Genomic DNA, 17,848 nt, shown 5'->3' on the forward strand with positions numbered 1-17,848 from the left:
GCCGCTGAGCGAAGTCGAAGCGGCGTCTCGAAGGACGTGCACGGTCCTTCGAGACGGGCCTTCGCCAGGCTCAGTCCCTCCTCAGGATGAGCGGATGGAGTGAGATTTCAGCATGAGTGAAACCAAAGTCGCCGCCCTCCAGCTCCCCTTCACCGACTGCGTCGACGACAATATTGACGCCGTCTCCGCGCTCGTGCGCGAAGCCGCCGGCAAGGGCGCCCAAATCATCCTCCCGCCCGAATTGTTCGAAGGCCATTATTTCTGCCGCACCCAGGACGAAGGCCATTTCGCCCGCGCCCTCCCCGCCGGCGAGCATCCGGTCGTCCTCGCCATGCAGCGCCTGGCCAGGGAGCTCGGCGTCTACATCCCGACCAGCTTCTTCGAATCCGACGGCCACCATCATTATAACAGCCTCGCCATGATCGACGACGAGGGCGCGCTGATGGGCGTCTACAGGAAGAGCCACATCCCCGACGGCCCCGGTTATTCGGAGAAATTCTACTTCCGCCCCGGCAATACCGGCTTCAAGGTCTGGAAGACGAAATACGGCACCTTGGGCGTCGGCATCTGCTGGGACCAATGGTATCCGGAGGCCGCGCGCGCGATGATGCTGATGGGCGCGGACATCCTCCTATACCCCACCGCGATCGGCACCGAGCCGCACGATCCCGGCCTCGACACCAGCCGTCTGTGGCGCCGCGCGATGATCGGCCACGCGGTCTCCAACGTCGTGCCCGTCGTCGCCGCCAACCGCATCGGCACCGAGGGTGACCAGCGTTTCTACGGCCACAGCTTCATCGCCGACGAGCGCGGCGACATGCTGGCCGAGTTCGGGGCGGAGGAAACCGGCGCCCTCGTCGCCACGGTGGACATCGTCCAGGCCAAGAAGCACCGCGCCGCCTTCGGCTTCTTCCGCGACCGCCGTCCGGAGCTTTACGGGCGGCTGACTCAGGATATTTGAGCGGGTCCGATCAGAGGCTTGCCCGAACCTCCAGCGCCCGCGCGAACACGGCCTCGAACATCTCCGCCGTCAGCCGCCCGGTATTCTGGTTGTAGCGCGAGCAATGGTAACTATCGATCAGGATGCGGCCGTCGGGCAGGACATGCTCGGCGAGGTGGCCGAACTTGTAGCGCGCCGGAATGCCGCCGCAGGTCCGCACCGCCGCGCCGTGGGCGATCTGGCCGAGCGCGACCAACACCCGCGCGCTCGGCAGCGCCGCCAGCGACATGCTGAGATAGGAGCGGCAGGTCTCGACCTCGCTCGGCAAGGGCTTGTTCTGCGGCGGCAAGCACTTGACGGAGTTGATGATCGCGCAGCCGGTCAGGCGCAGGCTGTCGTCGATCCGTTCCTCATAGACGCCCGTGGCCAGCCCGAATTTCTTGAGCGTGTCGAAGAGCAGCACGCCCGCATAATCGCCGGTGAAGGGCCGCCCGGTACGGTTGGCGCCATGCTTGCCCGGCGCGAGGCCGACCATGGCCAGCCACGCCTGCGGATCGCCGAGCGCCGGCACCGGCGCGTTCCACCAATCGGGATGCTCGGCACGCAATTCCTCGCGGAAGGCGACGAGGCGCGGGCAGAGCGGGCAGTCGCGCGGCGGCTCGGCGTCGGGGACTGGAGATGTGGCGGCAGGAACAAGCACGCCTCACCCTTACCGTTCGGGCTGAGCTTGTCGAAGCCCTGTTCTTCCCTCTAACGCGAATAGAAAGCCCTTCGACAGGTTCAGGGCGACCGGGTTCCACAGCCTCATGTCATATCTCTACGCCATCGCCCTGGGCTCCAACCGGCGGCACGGAGCCCACGGCGCCCCCGCCGCCATACTGCGCGGCGCATTGGCGGCGATGGCGGGCGAAGGACTGTCGATCGAGCGCGTCTCCAAAATCCGCTCCACCCGCGCTTTCGGTCCCGCCGGGCGCGGCTTCGCCAACGCCGCGGCCTTGGTCGCCACCGACTTGGGCCCGCCCGCACTGCTCGGCCTGCTCAAGGCGATCGAGCGCGGCTTCGGGCGCCGCCGCGGGCGCCGCTGGGGGCCACGCGTGCTCGATCTCGACCTCATCCTGTGGTCGGGCGGCGCCTGGGAGGGTCCGGGGCTGGTCGTTCCGCATCCCGCCTTCCGCGACCGCCTTTTCGTCCTCGACCCGCTCGCCGAGATCGTCCCGGACTGGCGCGATCCGGTCACCGGCGCCACCGTCCGCCAGCTCCGCTTCCGCCTCGCGCGCCGAAGCCCGGTTGACCCGGCCCTCCCGCGAACCTAGGGAAACCGCGAAGAAGGGGCCCTTAGCTCAGTCGGTAGAGCAACTGACTTTTAATCAGTAGGTCGCTGGTTCGAATCCAGCAGGGCTCACCAACCCCTTATCATCGGAAAATGCGGGCTTTCCAAAGCCGGATCGTTGCTTGGCGCATCCTCATTCCGACACGCCATTCCGACAGCATTCCAACGCTTGAGCGCGGTTTCGCTCTTTCGATTTCCAGCGTCCTTCTCGCGCACCTCTGAATTGCACTTCCGAACTCATTATCGATAGTCATGCCCGGTGCGCCAGCGAAGCGGCCGATAACCGGGTGGCGCTGCTCGCGCTGGAAAATGATAGCGCCCCCGGCCGTAGAGTCGCCCGATAAGCTGGCCCCTCTCCTCGTCCGGCTTGAGCTGCTTGGGCGTGAGTCAGGTATAGGGTAATGCTTGCGACACTCGAACGGAGGATCACATGGGGGACGACAGGAAGTCGGAACGGGAGCCCGCCCGCATTGAGGGCGACGGTCCCGGGACGCAACGCTACGGTCACCTGTCCGGCGACCCGGCCTCTCCCGGACGCTACTACGGCTCGCCCCAATATGTCGGCGTCGGCGCCGGCGACGGCGTTGTCATCACCGGAGTCGATCCGGACCCCGCCGCGCTCGGCCTTGATGGCGAGCGCCAGATCAGAATCCGAGTTGAGACGGACGGACCGCTCGGCGTCGGCAATGTCGGACGGTTCCTGCAGGAGGTCGATGACGCGTTGCGACAGGCGGCCGGTACCGAAGCAGCAAGGCCAGAGCTTGCGCACATCGGCACCGGCAGCCTTATCGTGGTCGTGACCGTGGGCGGGGCCGTCGCGGTCGCGAAACTTGCGTTGGAAACGTTCAAATATTTCGACACGAGGCGAATCGAGAAGAAGCGTCGGAATGAGGATATCGCGCGCGAAGAACAGCACCGCCGCGAGGACCGAGAGGAAAGAGATCGGCGGCGTCGAGAAGAGCGGGAATGGGAAGAAAAGAAGGCCGCCGCCAAGCTGGACAGGCATGTTACGAACGTCATTTTCTATGGTGGAGGGGCACGCTATGAACTGCGACCGCCGCGCTAATTGGCTCACCAACCCCCTTTAGTCGCTGGCTTTTTCGTGCCGCTTCCGGCATGTCGTTTCGAGCCCATATCGAAACCGGACGACCCGCGCTTATGATGAACGCCCGCACCCGCTTCTGGACAGGGATCGCCCTTGCCGGTTCGCTGTGGCTGGCGATGCTGCTGCTGGGCGGCGCCGGCTGGGAGCAGGATGAAGCGCTGCTCGCCATGATCCGGGCCGACGAGGACGGCGTCCTCGCCCGCAACGCGGCCGTGCTGACCAAATTCGGCGGCTGGATGGTGCTGAGCGCGATCACGATCGTCGCGGCGATCTATTTGGCCTTCACGCGCCGGATCCGCGCGGCCCTGCTCCTTTTCATGGTGTTCGGCGGGCGGCTGCTGGTCGAATTGATGAAGGTGATCGTCGATCGCGACCGGCCGGGCGCGTCGCCTTATCTGGAGGCGCTCCATTCGATGAGCTTCCCGAGCGGTCACGCGACCAATGCGATGATCACCTATCTCGCCATCGCGATCCTAGTGCCCGTCCGTCAGCGCAACCGGGCGATCGCGGTTGGCATCGGCCTGGCGATGGCGATCCAGGTCGGCTGGAGCCGGGTGGCGCTGGGTTATCACTGGCCGAGCGACATTGTCGGCGGCTGGGCCTTTGGCCTGCTCTGGATCATGGTCTGCATGCGCCTCGCCAGCGCCCGTCCGGACGCCGAGCCGAATGCCCCGCCGCGCTGAGCCTGGGAACGCCGCGCCCCTCTCCTTCATTTAAGAGGAGAGGAGAATCACCATGACCGACAATAAGCGCCCCGACGACAGCGATCTCATCGATGCGATGGAGGACGCCCCGAGCCAGAGCGGCGCGAGCGGCGGCAACCTTCAGCGCGACGTCGCCAGCCAGGCCGAGGAAGAGCATCTGATCGACGGCAAGACCGGCGTAACCCGGGTCCGCAAGGAAGACAAGGCCGACGACGGCGACGTCCCGACCCTGCCGAACCAGAACTGACCTCAGTTTCTCGGGAGCGGTCAGGAGCGGCGAAATGCAACCGACAGGTTGTTGGCGGGCATCTCGACCACGCTCTCCAGCGCAAGGCCCTGCCTGCCGGCCTCGGCGACGACATCGTCCAAGTCGCGAAGCCCCCATTGCGGGTCGCGGCTCCTGAGGGATTGGTCGAACGCCTCGTTGCTCGGCGCCGTCGGCACACCAGCTCGCCGATAAGCCCCGTAGAGGTAGAGCGGGCAGCCGGCGGGCAGCAGCAGCCCGGCGCCCCGCATCAGGCCCACGGTCGCCGCCCAGGGGCTGATATGGACCATGTTGATGCACAGGATCGCGTCGGCGCGTTCGATCGGCCATCGGACGGCCGCGGCGTCCAGCCGGATCGGAGGCAGCAGGTTCGCCGCGCCGGCCTCCAGCCGCCACGCTTCGATCGACGCAAGCGCTTCCGGATCGGGGTCGCTCGGCTGGAACGTCAGCGTCGGAAAGGCGCGGGCGAAGTGCAGCACATGCTCGCCGCTGCCGCTCGCCACCTCCAGCACCAGCCCCGCCTCCGGCAAAATGCCGCGCAGCACGTCCGCGATCGGCTCCGCGTTGCGGGTGACATGCGGGGCCGAGCGACGCGCGTCGCTCATTCCGCAGCCTGGGCCTGCTCCGGCTCCTTATAGACCAGCACGGGCTTCCTCGCGGCCAGCGTCTCGTCGAGGCGGCGGCGCGGCGCATGGACCGGCGCGGCCTTGAGCGACGGGTCGCCGGCCTTGGCCCGCTCCGCCACCGATCGCATCGCGCCGATGAACTGATCGAGCGCCGCCTTGCTCTCGGTCTCGGTCGGCTCGACCAGCATCGCGCCATGAACGACCAGCGGGAAATACATGGTCATCGGGTGGAAGCCCTCGTCGATCAGGCCCTTGGCGAGATCGAGCGTCGAGAGGCCGCCGCCGAAGCCCTTGTCGCTGAACAGGGCCTCGTGCATGCACGGCCCGCTCGCCCCGAACGGCGCGTCGAGCACGTCCTCCAATTCGCGCAATATATAATTGGCGTTGAGCACGGCATCGCCCGACACCTGGCGGAGGCCATCGGCGCCGTGGCTGAGGATATAGGTCAGCGCGCGGGTGAACATGCCCATCTGGCCGTGGAAGGCGGTCATTCGGCCGAAGGTTTGGCCGTGATGCTCCTCCGCTGTTTCCTCCTCGATCAGCGCGTAATGGTCGCCCTGCTTCTCGACGAAGGGCAGCGGCGCGAACGGCGTCAGCGCTTCCGAGAAGACCACCGGCCCGGAGCCGGGCCCGCCGCCGCCATGGGGCGTCGAGAAGGTCTTGTGCAGGTTGATGTGCATCGCATCGATGCCGAGGTCGCCGGGGCGGACGCGGCCGACGATGGCGTTGAAGTTCGCGCCGTCGCAATAGACGAGCCCGCCGGCTGCATGGACCGCCTCGGAAATGGCGATCATGTCCGGCTCGAAAAGGCCGCAGGTATTGGGGTTGGTGATCATCACGCCGGCGATGTCCGGGCCAAGCCGCGCCCTCAGCGCCGCGAGGTCGACGCGCCCGCGTGGCGTCGCCGGGATGTTCTCGACCCGGTAGCCCGCGAACGCCGCCGTCGCCGGATTGGTGCCGTGCGCGCTTTCAGGCACGAGGATCACCTCGCGCCCGTCGCCCCGCGCTTCCAGCGCCGATCGAATGGCGAGCAGGCCGCACAATTCGCCATGTGCGCCCGCCTTGGGGCTCATCGCCACGCTGTGCATGCCGGTGAGTTTGATGAGCCATTCACCGAGGTCGGCGATGACCTTCATTGCCCCTTGCACGGTGTCGGTCGGCTGGAGCGGATGGATGTCGGCGAAGCCCGGCAGCCGCGCCATCCGCTCGTTCAATCGCGGATTGTGCTTCATCGTGCACGAGCCGAGCGGGAACAGGCCGAGGTCGATCGCGTAATTCTGCCGGCTAAGCCGCGTGTAATGCCGCACCGCCTGCGGCTCGGACAGGCCGGGAAGATTGATGGGGCGGTTGCGCTCAAGACCCGCCAGCCTGTTTCCCGGCGAAAGCCGGGGTCCAGTTTCGGAGTCCGTCTGGACCCCGGCTTTCGCCGGGGAACCAAGCGGCTCGAAGTCCACGCCGGTGCCGTCCTCTTCGCCCATCTCGAAGATCAAGGGCTCCTCGAGCATCAGCGCCCGATTGCGGGTGAAGGTCTCCGCGGCTGCGTCGCCGCCGCTCTCGGGGCGTTCGGGCCGCCAGCCGCTCTGATTCATGCTCATGCCAGGCACTCCCGAAGCGCCGCCGCCAGCGCTTCCACATCTTCCTCGGTAACGGTTTCGGTGACGGCGACGACGAGGCCGTTCTCCAGCGCGTCTGCGCCAGGATAGAGCCGGCCGAGCGAGACTCCGCCCAGAATGTCTTCTTCGGCCAGAGCCCGAACGATAGGCCGCGCCTCCTTGGGCAGCTTCAGCGTGAATTCATTGAAGAAGCTGTCATTGACCAGCTCCACACCCGGCACCTCCGCCAGCCGCTCGGCGGCTTGGGCCGCCTTGGCGTGGTTGAGCGCGGCGAGCTGCCGCAGCCCCTTCTCGCCGAGCAGCGTCATGTGGACCGAGAAGGCCAGCGCGCAGAGCCCGCTGTTGGTGCAGATGTTCGACGTCGCCTTCTCGCGCCGGATATGCTGTTCGCGGGTGGAGAGCGTCAGCACGAAGCCGCGCTTTCCTTCCGCGTCCACCGTCTCGCCGCAAAGCCGCCCCGGCATCTGCCGGACGAACTTCTCCTGACACGCGAACAGGCCCACATAAGGTCCGCCGAAATTGAGGCCGACGCCGATCGACTGGCCTTCGCCGACGACGATGTCGGCGCCCATCTCGCCCGGGCTGCGGATCGCGCCCAGCGCCACCGGCTCGGTGACGACGGCGATCAGCAGCGCGCCTTCGGCGTGCGCCTTCTCGGCGATGGGTGCGAGGTCGGCGATGCGGCCGAGTATGTCCGGATACTGGACGACGACGCAGCTCGTCTCCCCGTCGATCGAGGCGAGCAGCCGCTCCGTATCGCTTTCGGCGACAAGCTCCGGCAATCTGGTGTCGAGTACATCGCCGGTGAACCGCGCCATCGTCTCGGCGACCGAGACATAATGGGGATGAAGGCCGGCCGACAGCACGGCCTTGCCGCGCCGGGTGATGCGCCGGGCCATGACGATCGCCTCCCAGCAGGCGGTCGAGCCGTCATACATGGAAGCATTGGCGACATCGCAGCCGTAGAGCCGCGCCACCTGAGTCTGGAACTCGAACAAGGCTTGCAAGGTGCCCTGCGCGATTTCGGGCTGGTAGGGCGTGTAAGCGGTCAGGAACTCGCCGCGCTGGATGAGGTGGTCGACGCTCGCCGGAATATGGTGGCGATAGGCTCCGGCGCCGAGGAAGAAGGGCACCTCCCCCGCCACCAGATTGCGGCGCGCCAAAGCATTCATCTGCCGCTCGACCGAAAGCTCGCTGGCATGGTCGGCCAGCCCTTCGATCGTGCCGGTGAGGCGCGCCGCCTGCGGCACATCGACGAACAGATCGTCGACGGAAGACGCTCCGATCGAGCGGAGCATCTCGCTCCGGTCGCGCTCGGCCAATGGTAGATAACGCATCAATGGGGCTTTCTCATCGTGAATCTAAGTCGGACATAATCGGCGAACCAGCTCCCGTCGGAGCGCCGGAGCCTGGGGGCGAGGCGGCGTTCGACCGCGGCGGCGACCTCAGCCTGCTCGTCCTCGGGGACACGAGCGGCGTCCATCCAGCCGGTGCGAAAAGTCTTCACCCAGGCCGCGACGCCGCTCGGCAAATCCGTCTCGCGCGGAATGATCTGCGCCTCGATGGCAACGAAGCCCGCGCGGCCGTAAATCCGGGTGAACTCCTCCACGCCAGGATACCATTGCGGATCGGTCGGCGGCACCGGGTAGCCCCGCTCCGTCAGCTGCTCGCGGATGCCGGCACGGAGAATGGCGATATTCCCCTCCCCGCCCATCTCGCCGACGAAACGCCCGCCCGGCGCGAGCGCCCGAAACACGCCGCTCGCCACGGCGTCGGGATCGAGCATCCAGTGCAGGGCCGCGTTCGAGAAGACGGCGTCGAACTGGGTATTGAAATCGAGCGCCTGCCCGTCGGCGACATGAGCGTCGATCCCGCGCGCCTTGGCCGCCTCGACCATTTCCTCCGAGGCGTCGACGCCGACCACCCTCGCCCCCGCCGCGGCGATCTGCTCGGTCAGCACGCCATCGCCGCAGCCAAGGTCGAGTATCGCTTCGCCCGGCTTCGGATCGAGTAACTCGAGCGCCGCCGCGCCCAACGCCGGCACGAAGGCAGCATTGCCGGCATAATCCGAAGGGGACCAGCGCGAGGCGGCGTTGACGGTCACGGGCGCTCCATCCTCACAGGCTGTCGCAGAAGCTCTTGTAATCGTCCGCGCTCATCAGGTCCGACAGTTCGTGATTGTCGGAGAGAGTGAGCTTGAAGAACCAACCCTCCCCTTCGGCATCGCTGTTGACGAGCGAGGGGTCGGCCTCAAGCGCCGCATTGCCTTCGGTCACCTGGCCCGAAATCGGGGCGTAGATGTCGCTCGCCGCCTTGACGCTTTCGACCACGGCCGCATCGCCGCCCTTCGTCACCTGGGTGCCGGCGGCGGGGACCTCGACGAAGACGATGTCGCCGAGCTGACCCTGCGCGAAATCGGTGATGCCGACGGTGGCGCTATCGCCCTCGACGCGGATCCACTCATGCTCCTTGGTGTAATAGACGGTCATTGGCCGGCTCCCTTGCGATGGTAGCGATGGGGGACGAACGGCGTCGAAACCACCTCCGCCTCGAAAATCTTGCCGCGCGACGCCAGGCGGATGTCGCTGCCGGGCTGGGCGGAGGCGGCGGGCACATAGGCCATGGCGATCGGCGCCTCCAATATCGGGGAGAAGCCGCCGCTGGTGACCCGGCCCACTTCGTTGCCGTCCGCGTCCACGACCATCGCGCCTTCGCGCACCGGCTGGCGGCCCGATACCGCCAGGCCGACGCGACGGCTGACCGCGCCGTTTTCAAGCTCGTACTGGATGCGACCCGCGCCCGGGAAGCCGCCTTCCGCCTTTCGCCGCTTGGAGATGGCGAAGCCCAGGTCCGCCTCGATCGGCGATGTCCGTTCGTCGAGGTCGTGGCCATAGAGCGGCAGTCCCGCCTCCAGCCGCAGCGAATCGCGGGCGCCGAGGCCTATCGGCTTCACTTCGGGCTGATCGGCGAGCAGGTCCGCGACCTTCTCCGCATCCTCGGCCGGAATCGAAATCTCGAATCCATCCTCGCCGGTATAGCCCGAGCGGCTGATCCAGGCCGGGACGCCGCCGATCTCGAAGGCATCGCCGGTCATGAAGGTGAGCGCCTCGACGCCGGGCGCGAGACGGGAGATGAGGTCGGCGGCCTTGGGCCCCTGCAACGCCAGCAGCGCCTGGCTGGTGAGGTGGTCAAGGCTCACCGAATCCGGCAGGCGGGACCGCAGGAGGGCAATGTCGCCTTCCTTGGTCGCCCCGTTCACCACCAAATAGAAATGCTCGTCGCGGCGCGTGACCATCAGATCGTCGACGATGCCGCCCTCGTCGTTCAAGAGCAGCGAATAGCGCAGCCGTCCATCCTTCAGCAGCGACAAATCGGCGGGGAGGATCGCCTCCAGAGCGGCGTCGAGATCGGGACCGCTGATCGTCAGCTGGCCCATATGGGAGACATCGAACAGGCCCGCCGATTCCCGCGTCCAGCGATGCTCGGCGATGATGCCTTCATATTGGATCGGCATCGAATAGCCCGCGAACGGCACCATGCGGGCGCCCTTGCCCTTATGCCACGCATCCAGCGGGAGGAGTTTTTCGGGGGCGTCGGTCATACCAGTCTCCAGAGTGGGCGTCGAACATCGCGCGTGACCGCGACCCGTCCAACACTGCACCCCCTCTGTCACTGGACCTGAGAGCTTTCCCCCGGACCGGCGTCCGGGGTTACCCCTTCGGTGGGACACGGCGAGCCGGTCCGCTTTCCAGAGTGTCTCGTGCCCGCGCGGTCCTTTTGACCTGAGAGATTCCGGGGCGGTTGCTCCTTCGGCGGCGGGCCCCGGCTTTCACCGGAGCACCACGCTCTCCCGCGCGTCCACCCGACGGTTTCCCGTCGGCGACCGCGACGCTCTGGAGCGCCGCCGCCACAGAGTCAACGCACCTTAACGCGTGGCGTTGTAGCGAAGCTGCTCGTCGGTCAGCTGGAAGCCGACGAGCAATTCGAAGCTCGCCCGCTGCACCGCCGCGCGCACCGCCGGATCGGCCATCGGATCGAGCGCCGCGTCGGCGTCGCCGGGCTTGCGCTCGCGCGTGATCTCGCGGCGGGTCGCCTCGGGCAGGGTGGCGGCGGAGCGCAGCACCCGGCCGGTCGCGGCCCCGGTCGTGCTGGCCCGATATTCGCCCTCGGCGAAACGCAGGCCGACGCGGCCAAGCCGCTTGGAGACGACATTGCTGCCGCCCTGCACGACGGCGGTGAAATAAGGGAGGGTGACCTCGCGGGCACCGCGGGGATCGCGGCGCTGGGCATGCACGACGAAGTTCACGTTGCTGACGATGTACTCGCCGGTCTCGTCGCACGTGCTGGTCACGTCGGTGATGCTCGCCACCACGTCGATCGCGCTCGCGTCGCGACTGGTCTCTGGGTTGAAGAGGGTGATGTCGCCGGTGCCCGCCGGAATGGCCACCGTCGGGCAGGCCGAGCGGGTGGTGATGACGCCCAGGCTGGTGAGCTCTCCCTCCCGGCTGCACCCCAGGAGAGCAAGCGACAGGAGGGCGGGAAGGGCCACTTTGGGGCTGATCACGAACATCGATCCTCGAACATGGGGTGAAGCCTGATCGGCTCTAAACGGTCGGCGGGATCATAGGAAGCGGCTTTCAAGGCTGCAAGCAGCCACGTCCGGTGGACGTGTAGGTCCGTTCGTCGTAGAGGCGCGGGCATGGCGACATCGAAGAATCCCCTCACCCTGCTGATCGCGGCGCCGCGCGGCTTCTGCGCGGGCGTCGACCGCGCCATCACGATCGTCGAACTGGCGCTGAAGCGTTTTGGCCCGCCCGTCTACGTCCGGCACGAGATCGTCCATAACAAGTTCGTCGTCGACAGCCTGAAGGCGAAAGGCGCGATATTCGTCACCGAGCTCGATCAGGTGCCGGACGGGGTGCCTGTCGTCTTCTCCGCGCATGGCGTCCCCAAGACCGTGCCGGCCATGGCCGAGGCGCGGGGCCTCAATTATCTCGACGCCACCTGCCCGCTCGTCTCCAAGGTCCACCGCCAGGCCGAACGGCTGGTCGAGAACGGGCGGCATATCCTGTTCGTCGGCCATGCCGGCCATCCCGAGGTGATCGGCACGTTCGGGCAGGTTCCCGAAGGGCGGATGACGTTGATCGAGACCGCCGCCGACGCCGAGGCGGTCGCGGTCGCCGATCCGGACAATATCGCCTTCCTCACGCAGACGACGCTTTCGGTGGACGACACGGCCGAGATCATCTCCATCCTCCAGCGTCGCTTTCCTTCGATCAAGAGTCCGCGGGGCGAGGACATCTGCTACGCCACGTCCAACCGCCAGCAGGCGGTGAAGGACATCGCCCGGCGCTGCGACGCGGTGCTCGTGATCGGCGCGCCCAACAGCTCCAACTCGGTGCGCCTCGTCGAAGTGGCGGAGCGCGAGGGCGTCAGGGCCAGGCTCGTCGGCCGCGCGAGCGACATCGACATCGGCTGGCTCGATGGCGTTTCCACGCTCGGCATCACCGCGGGCGCCTCGGCCCCCGAAATACTCGTCCGCGAGGTCGTCGAACGGCTGGCCGGCCATTTCGACGTGCGCGAGGAGCCGGTCGAAGGGGTCGAGGAACGGATGGTGTTCAAGCTTCCCCGCAGCCTCGAAGCGGCGGCCTGACCCTGTCCACCAACCCGGAACTGCCGCGCGTCGAGATATTCACCGACGGCGCCTGCAAGGGCAATCCCGGCCCCGGCGGCTGGGGTGCCGTGATCCGCTCGGGCGCGCGCGAGAAGGACATTTCCGGCGGCGAAGCGGTGACCACCAACAATCGGATGGAATTGCTCGCCGCGATCCGGGCGCTTGAGGCGCTCAAGAAGCCGTGCCATGTGACGCTCACCACCGACAGCGTCTATGTCCGCGACGGCATCACCAAATGGATATTCGGCTGGCAGAAGAATGGCTGGCGAACCGCTGCCCGGCAGCCGGTCAAGAATGCCGAGCTCTGGCAAGAGCTGCTCGCTGCCGCCAGGCCGCACCGCATCGACTGGAAATGGGTGAAGGGCCATGCCGGCCATGCCGAAAATGAACGCGCCGACAAGCTCGCCTGCGACGCCGCGCTTCAGTTCATGAAACGGCCGGCGAGGTAAAGCGAGGAGTCGATCCCCGCGATCATGGGTTCGGGCGTCGTTCCCAGGAGCAATGACGCCGCCAGCCTGGCCGCCGCCGGCGCCGTCTGGATGCCGAATCCCCCCTGCCCCGCGCACCAGAAGAAGCCCGGCACGCTGGCATCGAAACCATAAACGGGCAGGCGATCGGGCGCGAAGCTGCGCAGCCCCGCCCAGCTATGCTCGACCCGCTCGACTTGCCAGTCGACCACGCGCTGGAAACGGTCGATCGCCGAGGCGATGTCGATTTCCTCCGGCGCGCAATCGCAGGCGGCGCAGGCGGTCTCGTCATGGGGGCTGAGCCAAAGGCGCCCGCCCGCCTCGGGCTTGAAGTAGAAGCGGCCCAGCGCGTCGATCACCAGCGGCAGATCGGCGGGCGCGGCGGGGTCGGTGCGGAGCTGGATGATCGTGCGCCGGTAAGGCTGGACGCCGAGCGGCCTCGCGCCGGCCAGCCGCGCCACTTCGTCCGCCCAGGCGCCGGCCGCGTTGACGACGACGCCCGCCTCGACAGCGCCCTCGCGCGTCTCCAGCCGCCAGCCGCCCGAGGTTTGCTCCATCTTCTCGACCCGCGCGCCGACGAGGAGGGTAGCGCCGCGCCGCTGGGCGGATTTGAGATAGGCGGCATGGAGGCGGGCAACGTCGATGTCGGTGCAGCTAGGCTCCATCACGCCGTCGTCCCAGCCGGGCAGCAGACCGGGAATCATCGTCTCCAACGCGTCGCGGTCCAGCCGCGTCATGGTCACGCCGCTTCCGGAAAACTCATCGCACAGCCCGTCGAGCGCGGCCTGTCCCTCTCCGCCCGCAATGTGGAGGGCGCCGCGCGGCGACAGGAACGACCGGTCCGCGAACGCCGCCGGCGGATCGGCGAGAAAAGGGCCGGACGCGCTGGTCAGCGGCCGCACCATCGGGCCTCCATAGGTTTCCGACCAGAAAGCAGCCGAGCGGCCGGTCGAATGATAGCCCGGCTGCGCCTCGGCTTCGATCAGCACCACGGAAGCATGGTCGGCCACCTCGGCCGCGAGGCTGGCCCCCGCAATGCCGGCGCCGATAATGACGATGTCGGCGCGCTTCGTCACGGGCGAGCATGGTCTTCGAGGAACTGGTCGATGCGCGCCATCGCGACCAGTCGGACGGCATCGCTTTCGCGGAGCAGCTCGTGGGCGGCGTCGCGGAACACCAACAGCTCGGCCTTGGGGAGAATCCTGGCGGCCCGGCGTATCGCGGTCGGGCTCACCAGCCGGTCCCTGGCGGCGCCGAGGATCAGGATGGGCAGGTCGACGCCCGCCAGGACGGTCGGCGTCAGCTTCGCGATCGAGCGAAAGGCCGCGTTGAGCCAGCCCCAGGTGGGCGGTCCCAGATCGAAGCCCGCGCTGCGTTCGTGCCACCATTGTTCGTCGGCGTAGCGGTCGGGAGAGGAGGTGAGATAGGCCTGCCGCGTGGAGCCCGCGGGCGCTGGCCGCTCATTATGCTTCCACGCGCGCCTGTTGCTCAGGCCGAGGCGGGTCAGCGCGCCGGCGATGCGACTGCCGAGCCAGGGCGGGATCGGAGTCGCATTGACCCCGATCATCGGCGCGACCAGCACCGCCGCCGCAAGAGGCGGCCGGTGCTCGGCGATCACCCGCAGCAGCAAATGCCCTCCCATCGAATGGCCGATCGCGAAATGGGGGGCGGGCGTGCTCGCGATCCAGTCTTCGAGCAAGGACGCGCAGTCGGCGACGAGCGGGTCGAAGCTGTCGACATGGCCGCCGACGATGGCGCCACGAGAATCCCCCTGGCCGCGCCAGTCGAACGATGCGACGTTCCAGCCCCGGCCATGCCAATGACCGAGCGATTCGAGATATTTCTCGACGAAATCGCCGCGCCCGCCGGCGAAGAAGAGGCTGCCGCGCGCGGCCGTGGCTGTCGCCTGCGGCCAATCCATACGCCGCAGCGACCAGCCGTCCGCCGCCTGCCAGACCGAGAATTCGGCCCCGGCGGGATGGGCGCGCCGGTCGATCGCCGTCAGTTTCATGGACGCTGGTTACGGTTTGGCAAGTAACCCCGTCTAGACCTGTCGGTCATGCCGGGGATTGTCGCAGACATTTTGGTCGCCATTCTAGCCGCGATGCTTCTCGTCGCGGCGACCGGCGACCTGCGCGCGCGCATCATTCCCAATTGGCTGAACGCGGCGATCGCGTTGCTGGCCATTCCCTTCTGGTGGCTCTCGGGGCTCCCGCTCTGGCCGGAGGTCGTCGCGCAGATCGCGATCGCCGCCGGCGTCTTCGCGGTCTTCGCCATCGCCTTTCGCATCGGCGCGATGGGCGGCGGCGACGTCAAGATGGTGGCGGCGCTGGCGCTGTGGCTGCCGCCGCTGGCGGTGCTCAAGCTGCTCGTGATCATGTCGCTGGCGGGCGGCGTGCTCACTGTGGCCATGCTCGTCCGGCACCGGCTCGCCAAAGCGGGAGGGCGGCTCGAAATTCCTTATGGGGTCGCCATCGCATTCGGCGGATTTTGGCTGATTGGCGAACGATATCTTAACCAGTTTGGATGATTGATAGGCCGGGTTCGAATAGGCCCCGCAGGAGGCGACAGGCGTCATGGATGTGAAAAAAATCGTGCTGCTCATTGGCGCGCTCGTCATCGCCGCGGTCACCGCGGTGATGGCCAGGAACATGTTCACCGGAGCGGGCGCTCCCTCGGCATCGGCCACCGCGGTCGTCCCCGCCGGTCCGGAGGTTCTGGTCTCCACCCGGGCGCTGCCCGTCGGAACGATCATCGACGCCGAGGCGCTGCGCTACCAGGCATGGCCGGAAGGGCTCGTCCAGAACGCTTATTACATCAAGGGCGAGGCCGCGGTGAATCCCGCCGACCTGCTCGGTACCGTCGTTCGCACCGAAATCACCGCCGGCCAGCCGATCAGCCAGGGCGCCCTCATCAAGCCCGGCGATCGCGGCTTCCTCGCCGCGGCGCTCGGCCCGGGCATGCGCGCGATAACCGTGGCCGTCTCCGCGACCAGCGGCGTCGCCGGCTTTGTCTTCCCCGGCGACCGCATCGACCTCGTGCTGACCCAGGAAGTGCCCGGCGGCGGTGACGGTCCTCCGCTGCGGGCGTCCGAGACGATCATCCGCAACATCCGCGTCCTTGCCACCGACCAGCGCATGAATGTGCGCAACGAGGAAGGCAAACCCGTGGTCAAGTCGGTGTCGACGGTCACTCTGGAAGCGACCCCGAAAATCGCCGAGAAGATCGCGGTCGCCCAGACCATCGGTCAGCTCTCCTTGTCGCTGCGCTCGCTGGCCGACAATTCCGCGGAGCTGGAAATGGCCATCGCCTCCGGCGAGGTCGAGGTGCCCGAGGGCGACGACCCCAATGCCGAGAAGCGCCTGCTGCTCGCCGTCGCCGCCAAGCCGACCGACAAGAACACGACCTACACGCTCGGCGCCGACGTCTCGCGCTTCCAGCGCAGCACCGTTCCGAGCAAGGCCGCGCCCATCGACGGCGCGGGGGGGGCGGCAGTTGCCGGCGTCCCCGCCGCCGTCCCGGTCGGGCCCATCGTCCGCGTAGCCCGCGGCAATACCGTCACCGTCGTTCCGGTGGGAGCCAAGTGAAAATGACCCAGAGCAACATCAAGCGCGCAACGCTCGGCACGGCCATGGCCGCGGCCCTGGCCGCCGCCGTCGCTGTCTCCGCCGCTGCACCCGCCGTGGCGCAGCCCGGCGCGGTCAGGCCCGCCAACGACGTGACCCTGTCGGTCGGCACCGGCCGGCTCGTCAGTCTCGATTCGAGCATGTCGGACCTGTTCGTCGCCAACGAGGCCATCGCCGACGTCCAGGTGCGCTCCGCCAACCAGATCTACATCTTCGGCAAGACCGCCGGCGAGACGACCGTCTTCGCCACCAGCCGCGCCGGCAAGGTCATCTATTCCGCCAACGTCAGGGTCGGCAACAATATCGGCTCGATCGGCGAGATGCTGAGCCTGACCATGCCCGAGGCGCAGGTCCAGGCGACGCCGATGAACGGGATGATCCTGCTCACCGGCACGGTCGCCGCGCCCGCCGATGGCGCCGAGGCCGAACGCCTCGTGCAGGCGTTCGTCGGCGAAGGCACCCAGGTCATCAGCCGGCTCAAGACGGCGACTCCGCTGCAAGTCATGCTGCAAGTGAAGATCGCGGAGGTGAACCGCTCGCTGATGAAGCAGATCGGCGTCAACCTCCAGGCGGTCGATCTCACCAGCGGCTTTCAGTTCTTCGGCTCGACGGGACGCGACTTCATCACCGACGATGGCGCGTTCGTGAAACCGGACGGCAGCAACAGCTTCAACCTGCTCGGCGAGCTTTTCGGGGTGAATGTCGCGAGCGCCATCGATCTCAACGAGAATAGCGGCCTCGTCACCACCTTGGCCGAGCCGACGCTGACCGCCTTGTCCGGCGAAACCGCGAGCTTCCTCGCCGGCGGCGAATTCCCGATCGCCGCGTCGAACGGCATCAACGGCACGTCGATCGAGTTCAAGGAATATGGCGTCAGCCTCGCCTTCACGCCGACCGTGCTCGACGGCGGCCGCATCTCGATGCGAGTTCGCCCCGAAGTATCCGAGCTCACCTCCGAAGGCGCGATCACGCTCAACGGCTTCGAGATTCCCGCGCTCACGACCCGGCGCGCGGAAACGACCGTCGAGCTGGGTTCGGGCCAGAGCTTCATGATCGCCGGCCTCCTTCGCAACGGCGGCAACAACACCGTCGACAAGGTGCCGTTGCTGGGCGACATCCCGATTCTCGGCGCCCTCTTCCGGTCGAGCAACTACCGCCGCAACGAGTCGGAGCTCGTCATCGTGGTGACGCCTTATCTGGTGAAGCCAGTGAGCGCGAACCAGATCGCGCTTCCGACCGATGGCTTCCGCTCCCCGAACGAGGGCCAGCGCGTCATCGCCGACCAGCGCCACGACAGCCGCACCGGCGAGCAGCGCCCGGTGCCGCGGGTCGGCCAGCCGCAGGTCGTGGCGCCCGGCATCGGTGCCCTGGGCAGCGCGGAACCGCTGACCACCGCGCCGGCGCCCGTCGCGCAGGCGGGCCGCTCGGCGAACCCGCAAGGTGCCGCCTCCGCCCAGCCCGGCTTCAGCTTCTGATCGCCGCCGCAGACAAGGATAGC

20 protein-coding genes, 1 tRNA gene and 1 riboswitch are annotated in these 17,848 nt (G+C 67.5%); of the genes, 11 read left to right on the forward strand and 10 right to left on the reverse strand.

The genetic code is table 11. The annotated features are described in order from the left end of the window. Positions 1-112: 112 nt before the first annotated feature. Positions 113-961 carry an N-carbamoylputrescine amidase gene (aguB, locus tag ACFQRC_RS02835; RefSeq protein ID WP_379957537.1) on the forward strand — a complete coding sequence of 283 codons (849 nt, stop codon included), beginning with the start codon at positions 113-115 and terminating at the stop codon, positions 959-961. A 10-nt stretch (positions 962-971) separates the two neighbouring features. Here the strand turns inward: aguB and ACFQRC_RS02840 are convergent, their stop codons facing one another. After that, complete coding sequence (locus tag ACFQRC_RS02840; protein ID WP_379957539.1) at positions 972-1,640, reverse strand: uracil-DNA glycosylase; 669 nt, start codon at positions 1,638-1,640, stop codon at positions 972-974. A 106-nt stretch (positions 1,641-1,746) separates the two neighbouring features. Here ACFQRC_RS02840 and folK point away from each other — a divergent pair, with 106 nt between their 5' ends. From folK to ACFQRC_RS02865, 5 genes are all read left to right on the forward strand, one after another. Beyond that, positions 1,747-2,253: a 2-amino-4-hydroxy-6-hydroxymethyldihydropteridine diphosphokinase gene (gene folK / locus ACFQRC_RS02845; RefSeq protein WP_379957541.1), complete on the forward strand. Its 507-nt coding sequence runs from the start codon at positions 1,747-1,749 to the stop codon at positions 2,251-2,253. Positions 2,254-2,269: 16 nt separating this feature from the next. After that, positions 2,270-2,345, forward strand: a tRNA-Lys gene (locus ACFQRC_RS02850). 355 nt (positions 2,346-2,700) lie between these two features. After that, complete coding sequence (locus tag ACFQRC_RS02855) at positions 2,701-3,336, forward strand: hypothetical protein (RefSeq protein ID WP_379957543.1); 636 nt, start codon at positions 2,701-2,703, stop codon at positions 3,334-3,336. Between the two features lie 92 nt (positions 3,337-3,428). Next, on the forward strand, positions 3,429-4,058 hold the full coding sequence (locus ACFQRC_RS02860) for a phosphatase PAP2 family protein (RefSeq protein WP_379957545.1): 630 nt from the start codon (positions 3,429-3,431) through the stop codon (positions 4,056-4,058). Positions 4,059-4,110: 52 nt separating this feature from the next. Beyond that, the gene (locus ACFQRC_RS02865) at positions 4,111-4,326 is read left to right on the forward strand and encodes a hypothetical protein (RefSeq protein ID WP_379957547.1); all 216 of its coding nucleotides are present in this window, start codon (positions 4,111-4,113) and stop codon (positions 4,324-4,326) included. Between the two features lie 20 nt (positions 4,327-4,346). Here the strand turns inward: ACFQRC_RS02865 and ACFQRC_RS02870 are convergent, their stop codons facing one another. The 7 genes from ACFQRC_RS02870 to ACFQRC_RS02900 form a co-directional block, all read right to left on the reverse strand. Continuing rightward, positions 4,347-4,949, reverse strand: coding sequence for a DUF938 domain-containing protein (locus ACFQRC_RS02870; protein WP_379957549.1), 603 nt, complete (start codon positions 4,947-4,949; stop codon positions 4,347-4,349). Then, positions 4,946-6,565, reverse strand: a complete 1,620-nt coding sequence (gene gcvPB / locus ACFQRC_RS02875) for an aminomethyl-transferring glycine dehydrogenase subunit GcvPB (protein ID WP_379957551.1) — start codon at positions 6,563-6,565, stop codon at positions 4,946-4,948. The genes ACFQRC_RS02870 and gcvPB overlap by 4 nt, the downstream gene beginning before the upstream one ends. Then, positions 6,562-7,920: an aminomethyl-transferring glycine dehydrogenase subunit GcvPA gene (gene gcvPA, locus ACFQRC_RS02880; protein ID WP_379957553.1), complete on the reverse strand. Its 1,359-nt coding sequence runs from the start codon at positions 7,918-7,920 to the stop codon at positions 6,562-6,564. Before gcvPA ends, gcvPB begins: the two co-directional genes overlap by 4 nt. Beyond that, on the reverse strand, positions 7,920-8,687 hold the full coding sequence (locus ACFQRC_RS02885) for a class I SAM-dependent methyltransferase (RefSeq protein ID WP_379957555.1): 768 nt from the start codon (positions 8,685-8,687) through the stop codon (positions 7,920-7,922). Before ACFQRC_RS02885 ends, gcvPA begins: the two co-directional genes overlap by 1 nt. 13 nt (positions 8,688-8,700) lie before the next feature. Then, on the reverse strand, positions 8,701-9,072 hold the full coding sequence (gene gcvH, locus ACFQRC_RS02890) for a glycine cleavage system protein GcvH (RefSeq protein WP_379957557.1): 372 nt from the start codon (positions 9,070-9,072) through the stop codon (positions 8,701-8,703). Further along, a complete protein-coding gene (gcvT, locus tag ACFQRC_RS02895; RefSeq protein ID WP_379957559.1) occupies positions 9,069-10,184 on the reverse strand; it encodes a glycine cleavage system aminomethyltransferase GcvT in 1,116 nt (371 codons plus the stop codon). Before gcvT ends, gcvH begins: the two co-directional genes overlap by 4 nt. A 158-nt stretch (positions 10,185-10,342) precedes the next feature. Then, positions 10,343-10,446, reverse strand: a riboswitch (glycine riboswitch). 62 nt (positions 10,447-10,508) lie between these two features. Beyond that, positions 10,509-11,147 carry a hypothetical protein gene (locus ACFQRC_RS02900; protein ID WP_379957561.1) on the reverse strand — a complete coding sequence of 213 codons (639 nt, stop codon included), beginning with the start codon at positions 11,145-11,147 and terminating at the stop codon, positions 10,509-10,511. Between the two features lie 135 nt (positions 11,148-11,282). Between ACFQRC_RS02900 and ispH the strand changes: the two genes are divergently transcribed. Both ispH and rnhA read left to right on the forward strand, forming a co-directional pair. After that, positions 11,283-12,236, forward strand: coding sequence for a 4-hydroxy-3-methylbut-2-enyl diphosphate reductase (ispH, locus tag ACFQRC_RS02905; RefSeq protein ID WP_379957563.1), 954 nt, complete (start codon positions 11,283-11,285; stop codon positions 12,234-12,236). Positions 12,237-12,238: 2 nt separating this feature from the next. Beyond that, positions 12,239-12,706: a ribonuclease HI gene (gene rnhA, locus ACFQRC_RS02910; protein ID WP_379960389.1), complete on the forward strand. Its 468-nt coding sequence runs from the start codon at positions 12,239-12,241 to the stop codon at positions 12,704-12,706. Here rnhA and ACFQRC_RS02915 read toward each other — a convergent pair. After that, positions 12,679-13,800: an NAD(P)/FAD-dependent oxidoreductase gene (locus ACFQRC_RS02915; RefSeq protein WP_379957565.1), complete on the reverse strand. Its 1,122-nt coding sequence runs from the start codon at positions 13,798-13,800 to the stop codon at positions 12,679-12,681. The genes rnhA and ACFQRC_RS02915 overlap by 28 nt on opposite strands. Beyond that, the gene (locus ACFQRC_RS02920; protein ID WP_379957567.1) at positions 13,797-14,735 is read right to left on the reverse strand and encodes an alpha/beta fold hydrolase; all 939 of its coding nucleotides are present in this window, start codon (positions 14,733-14,735) and stop codon (positions 13,797-13,799) included. The genes ACFQRC_RS02915 and ACFQRC_RS02920 overlap by 4 nt, the downstream gene beginning before the upstream one ends. A gap of 48 nt (positions 14,736-14,783) precedes the next feature. Between ACFQRC_RS02920 and ACFQRC_RS02925 the strand changes: the two genes are divergently transcribed. Genes ACFQRC_RS02925 through ACFQRC_RS02935 form a run of 3 tightly spaced genes read left to right on the forward strand, consistent with a single transcriptional unit; the run spans position 14,784 to position 17,825 of the window. Next, entirely contained in the window at positions 14,784-15,254 is a 471-nt protein-coding gene (locus tag ACFQRC_RS02925) for a prepilin peptidase (RefSeq protein ID WP_379957569.1), read from the forward strand. Between the two features lie 46 nt (positions 15,255-15,300). Continuing rightward, complete coding sequence (gene cpaB / locus ACFQRC_RS02930) at positions 15,301-16,311, forward strand: Flp pilus assembly protein CpaB (RefSeq protein WP_379957571.1); 1,011 nt, start codon at positions 15,301-15,303, stop codon at positions 16,309-16,311. A 2-nt stretch (positions 16,312-16,313) separates the two neighbouring features. After that, complete coding sequence (locus ACFQRC_RS02935; RefSeq protein ID WP_379957573.1) at positions 16,314-17,825, forward strand: type II and III secretion system protein family protein; 1,512 nt, start codon at positions 16,314-16,316, stop codon at positions 17,823-17,825. The last annotated feature ends 23 nt before the right edge of the window (positions 17,826-17,848 follow it).

Source organism: Enterovirga sp. GCM10030262 (assembly GCF_042666435.1).
Taxonomy (GTDB): Bacteria; Pseudomonadota; Alphaproteobacteria; order Sphingomonadales; family Sphingomonadaceae; genus Allosphingosinicella.

Excerpts from the sequence above, each read along its gene's own strand:
- aguB (WP_379957537.1), top strand. The coding sequence starts at position 113 with ATGAGTGAAACCAAAGTCGCCGCCCTCCAGCTCCCCTTCACCGACTGC.
- folK (WP_379957541.1), top strand. The coding sequence starts at position 1,747 with ATGTCATATCTCTACGCCATCGCCCTGGGCTCCAACCGGCGGCACGGA.
- ACFQRC_RS02855 (WP_379957543.1), top strand. The coding sequence starts at position 2,701 with ATGGGGGACGACAGGAAGTCGGAACGGGAGCCCGCCCGCATTGAGGGC.
- ACFQRC_RS02860 (WP_379957545.1), top strand. The coding sequence starts at position 3,429 with ATGATGAACGCCCGCACCCGCTTCTGGACAGGGATCGCCCTTGCCGGT.
- ACFQRC_RS02865 (WP_379957547.1), top strand. The coding sequence starts at position 4,111 with ATGACCGACAATAAGCGCCCCGACGACAGCGATCTCATCGATGCGATG.
- ACFQRC_RS02870 (WP_379957549.1), bottom strand. The coding sequence starts at position 4,949 with ATGAGCGACGCGCGTCGCTCGGCCCCGCATGTCACCCGCAACGCGGAG.
- gcvPB (WP_379957551.1), bottom strand. The coding sequence starts at position 6,565 with ATGAGCATGAATCAGAGCGGCTGGCGGCCCGAACGCCCCGAGAGCGGC.
- gcvPA (WP_379957553.1), bottom strand. The coding sequence starts at position 7,920 with ATGCGTTATCTACCATTGGCCGAGCGCGACCGGAGCGAGATGCTCCGC.
- gcvH (WP_379957557.1), bottom strand. The coding sequence starts at position 9,072 with ATGACCGTCTATTACACCAAGGAGCATGAGTGGATCCGCGTCGAGGGC.
- gcvT (WP_379957559.1), bottom strand. The coding sequence starts at position 10,184 with ATGACCGACGCCCCCGAAAAACTCCTCCCGCTGGATGCGTGGCATAAG.
- ispH (WP_379957563.1), top strand. The coding sequence starts at position 11,283 with ATGGCGACATCGAAGAATCCCCTCACCCTGCTGATCGCGGCGCCGCGC.
- ACFQRC_RS02920 (WP_379957567.1), bottom strand. The coding sequence starts at position 14,735 with ATGAAACTGACGGCGATCGACCGGCGCGCCCATCCCGCCGGGGCCGAA.
- ACFQRC_RS02925 (WP_379957569.1), top strand. The coding sequence starts at position 14,784 with ATGCCGGGGATTGTCGCAGACATTTTGGTCGCCATTCTAGCCGCGATG.
- cpaB (WP_379957571.1), top strand. The coding sequence starts at position 15,301 with ATGGATGTGAAAAAAATCGTGCTGCTCATTGGCGCGCTCGTCATCGCC.
- ACFQRC_RS02935 (WP_379957573.1), top strand. The coding sequence starts at position 16,314 with ATGACCCAGAGCAACATCAAGCGCGCAACGCTCGGCACGGCCATGGCC.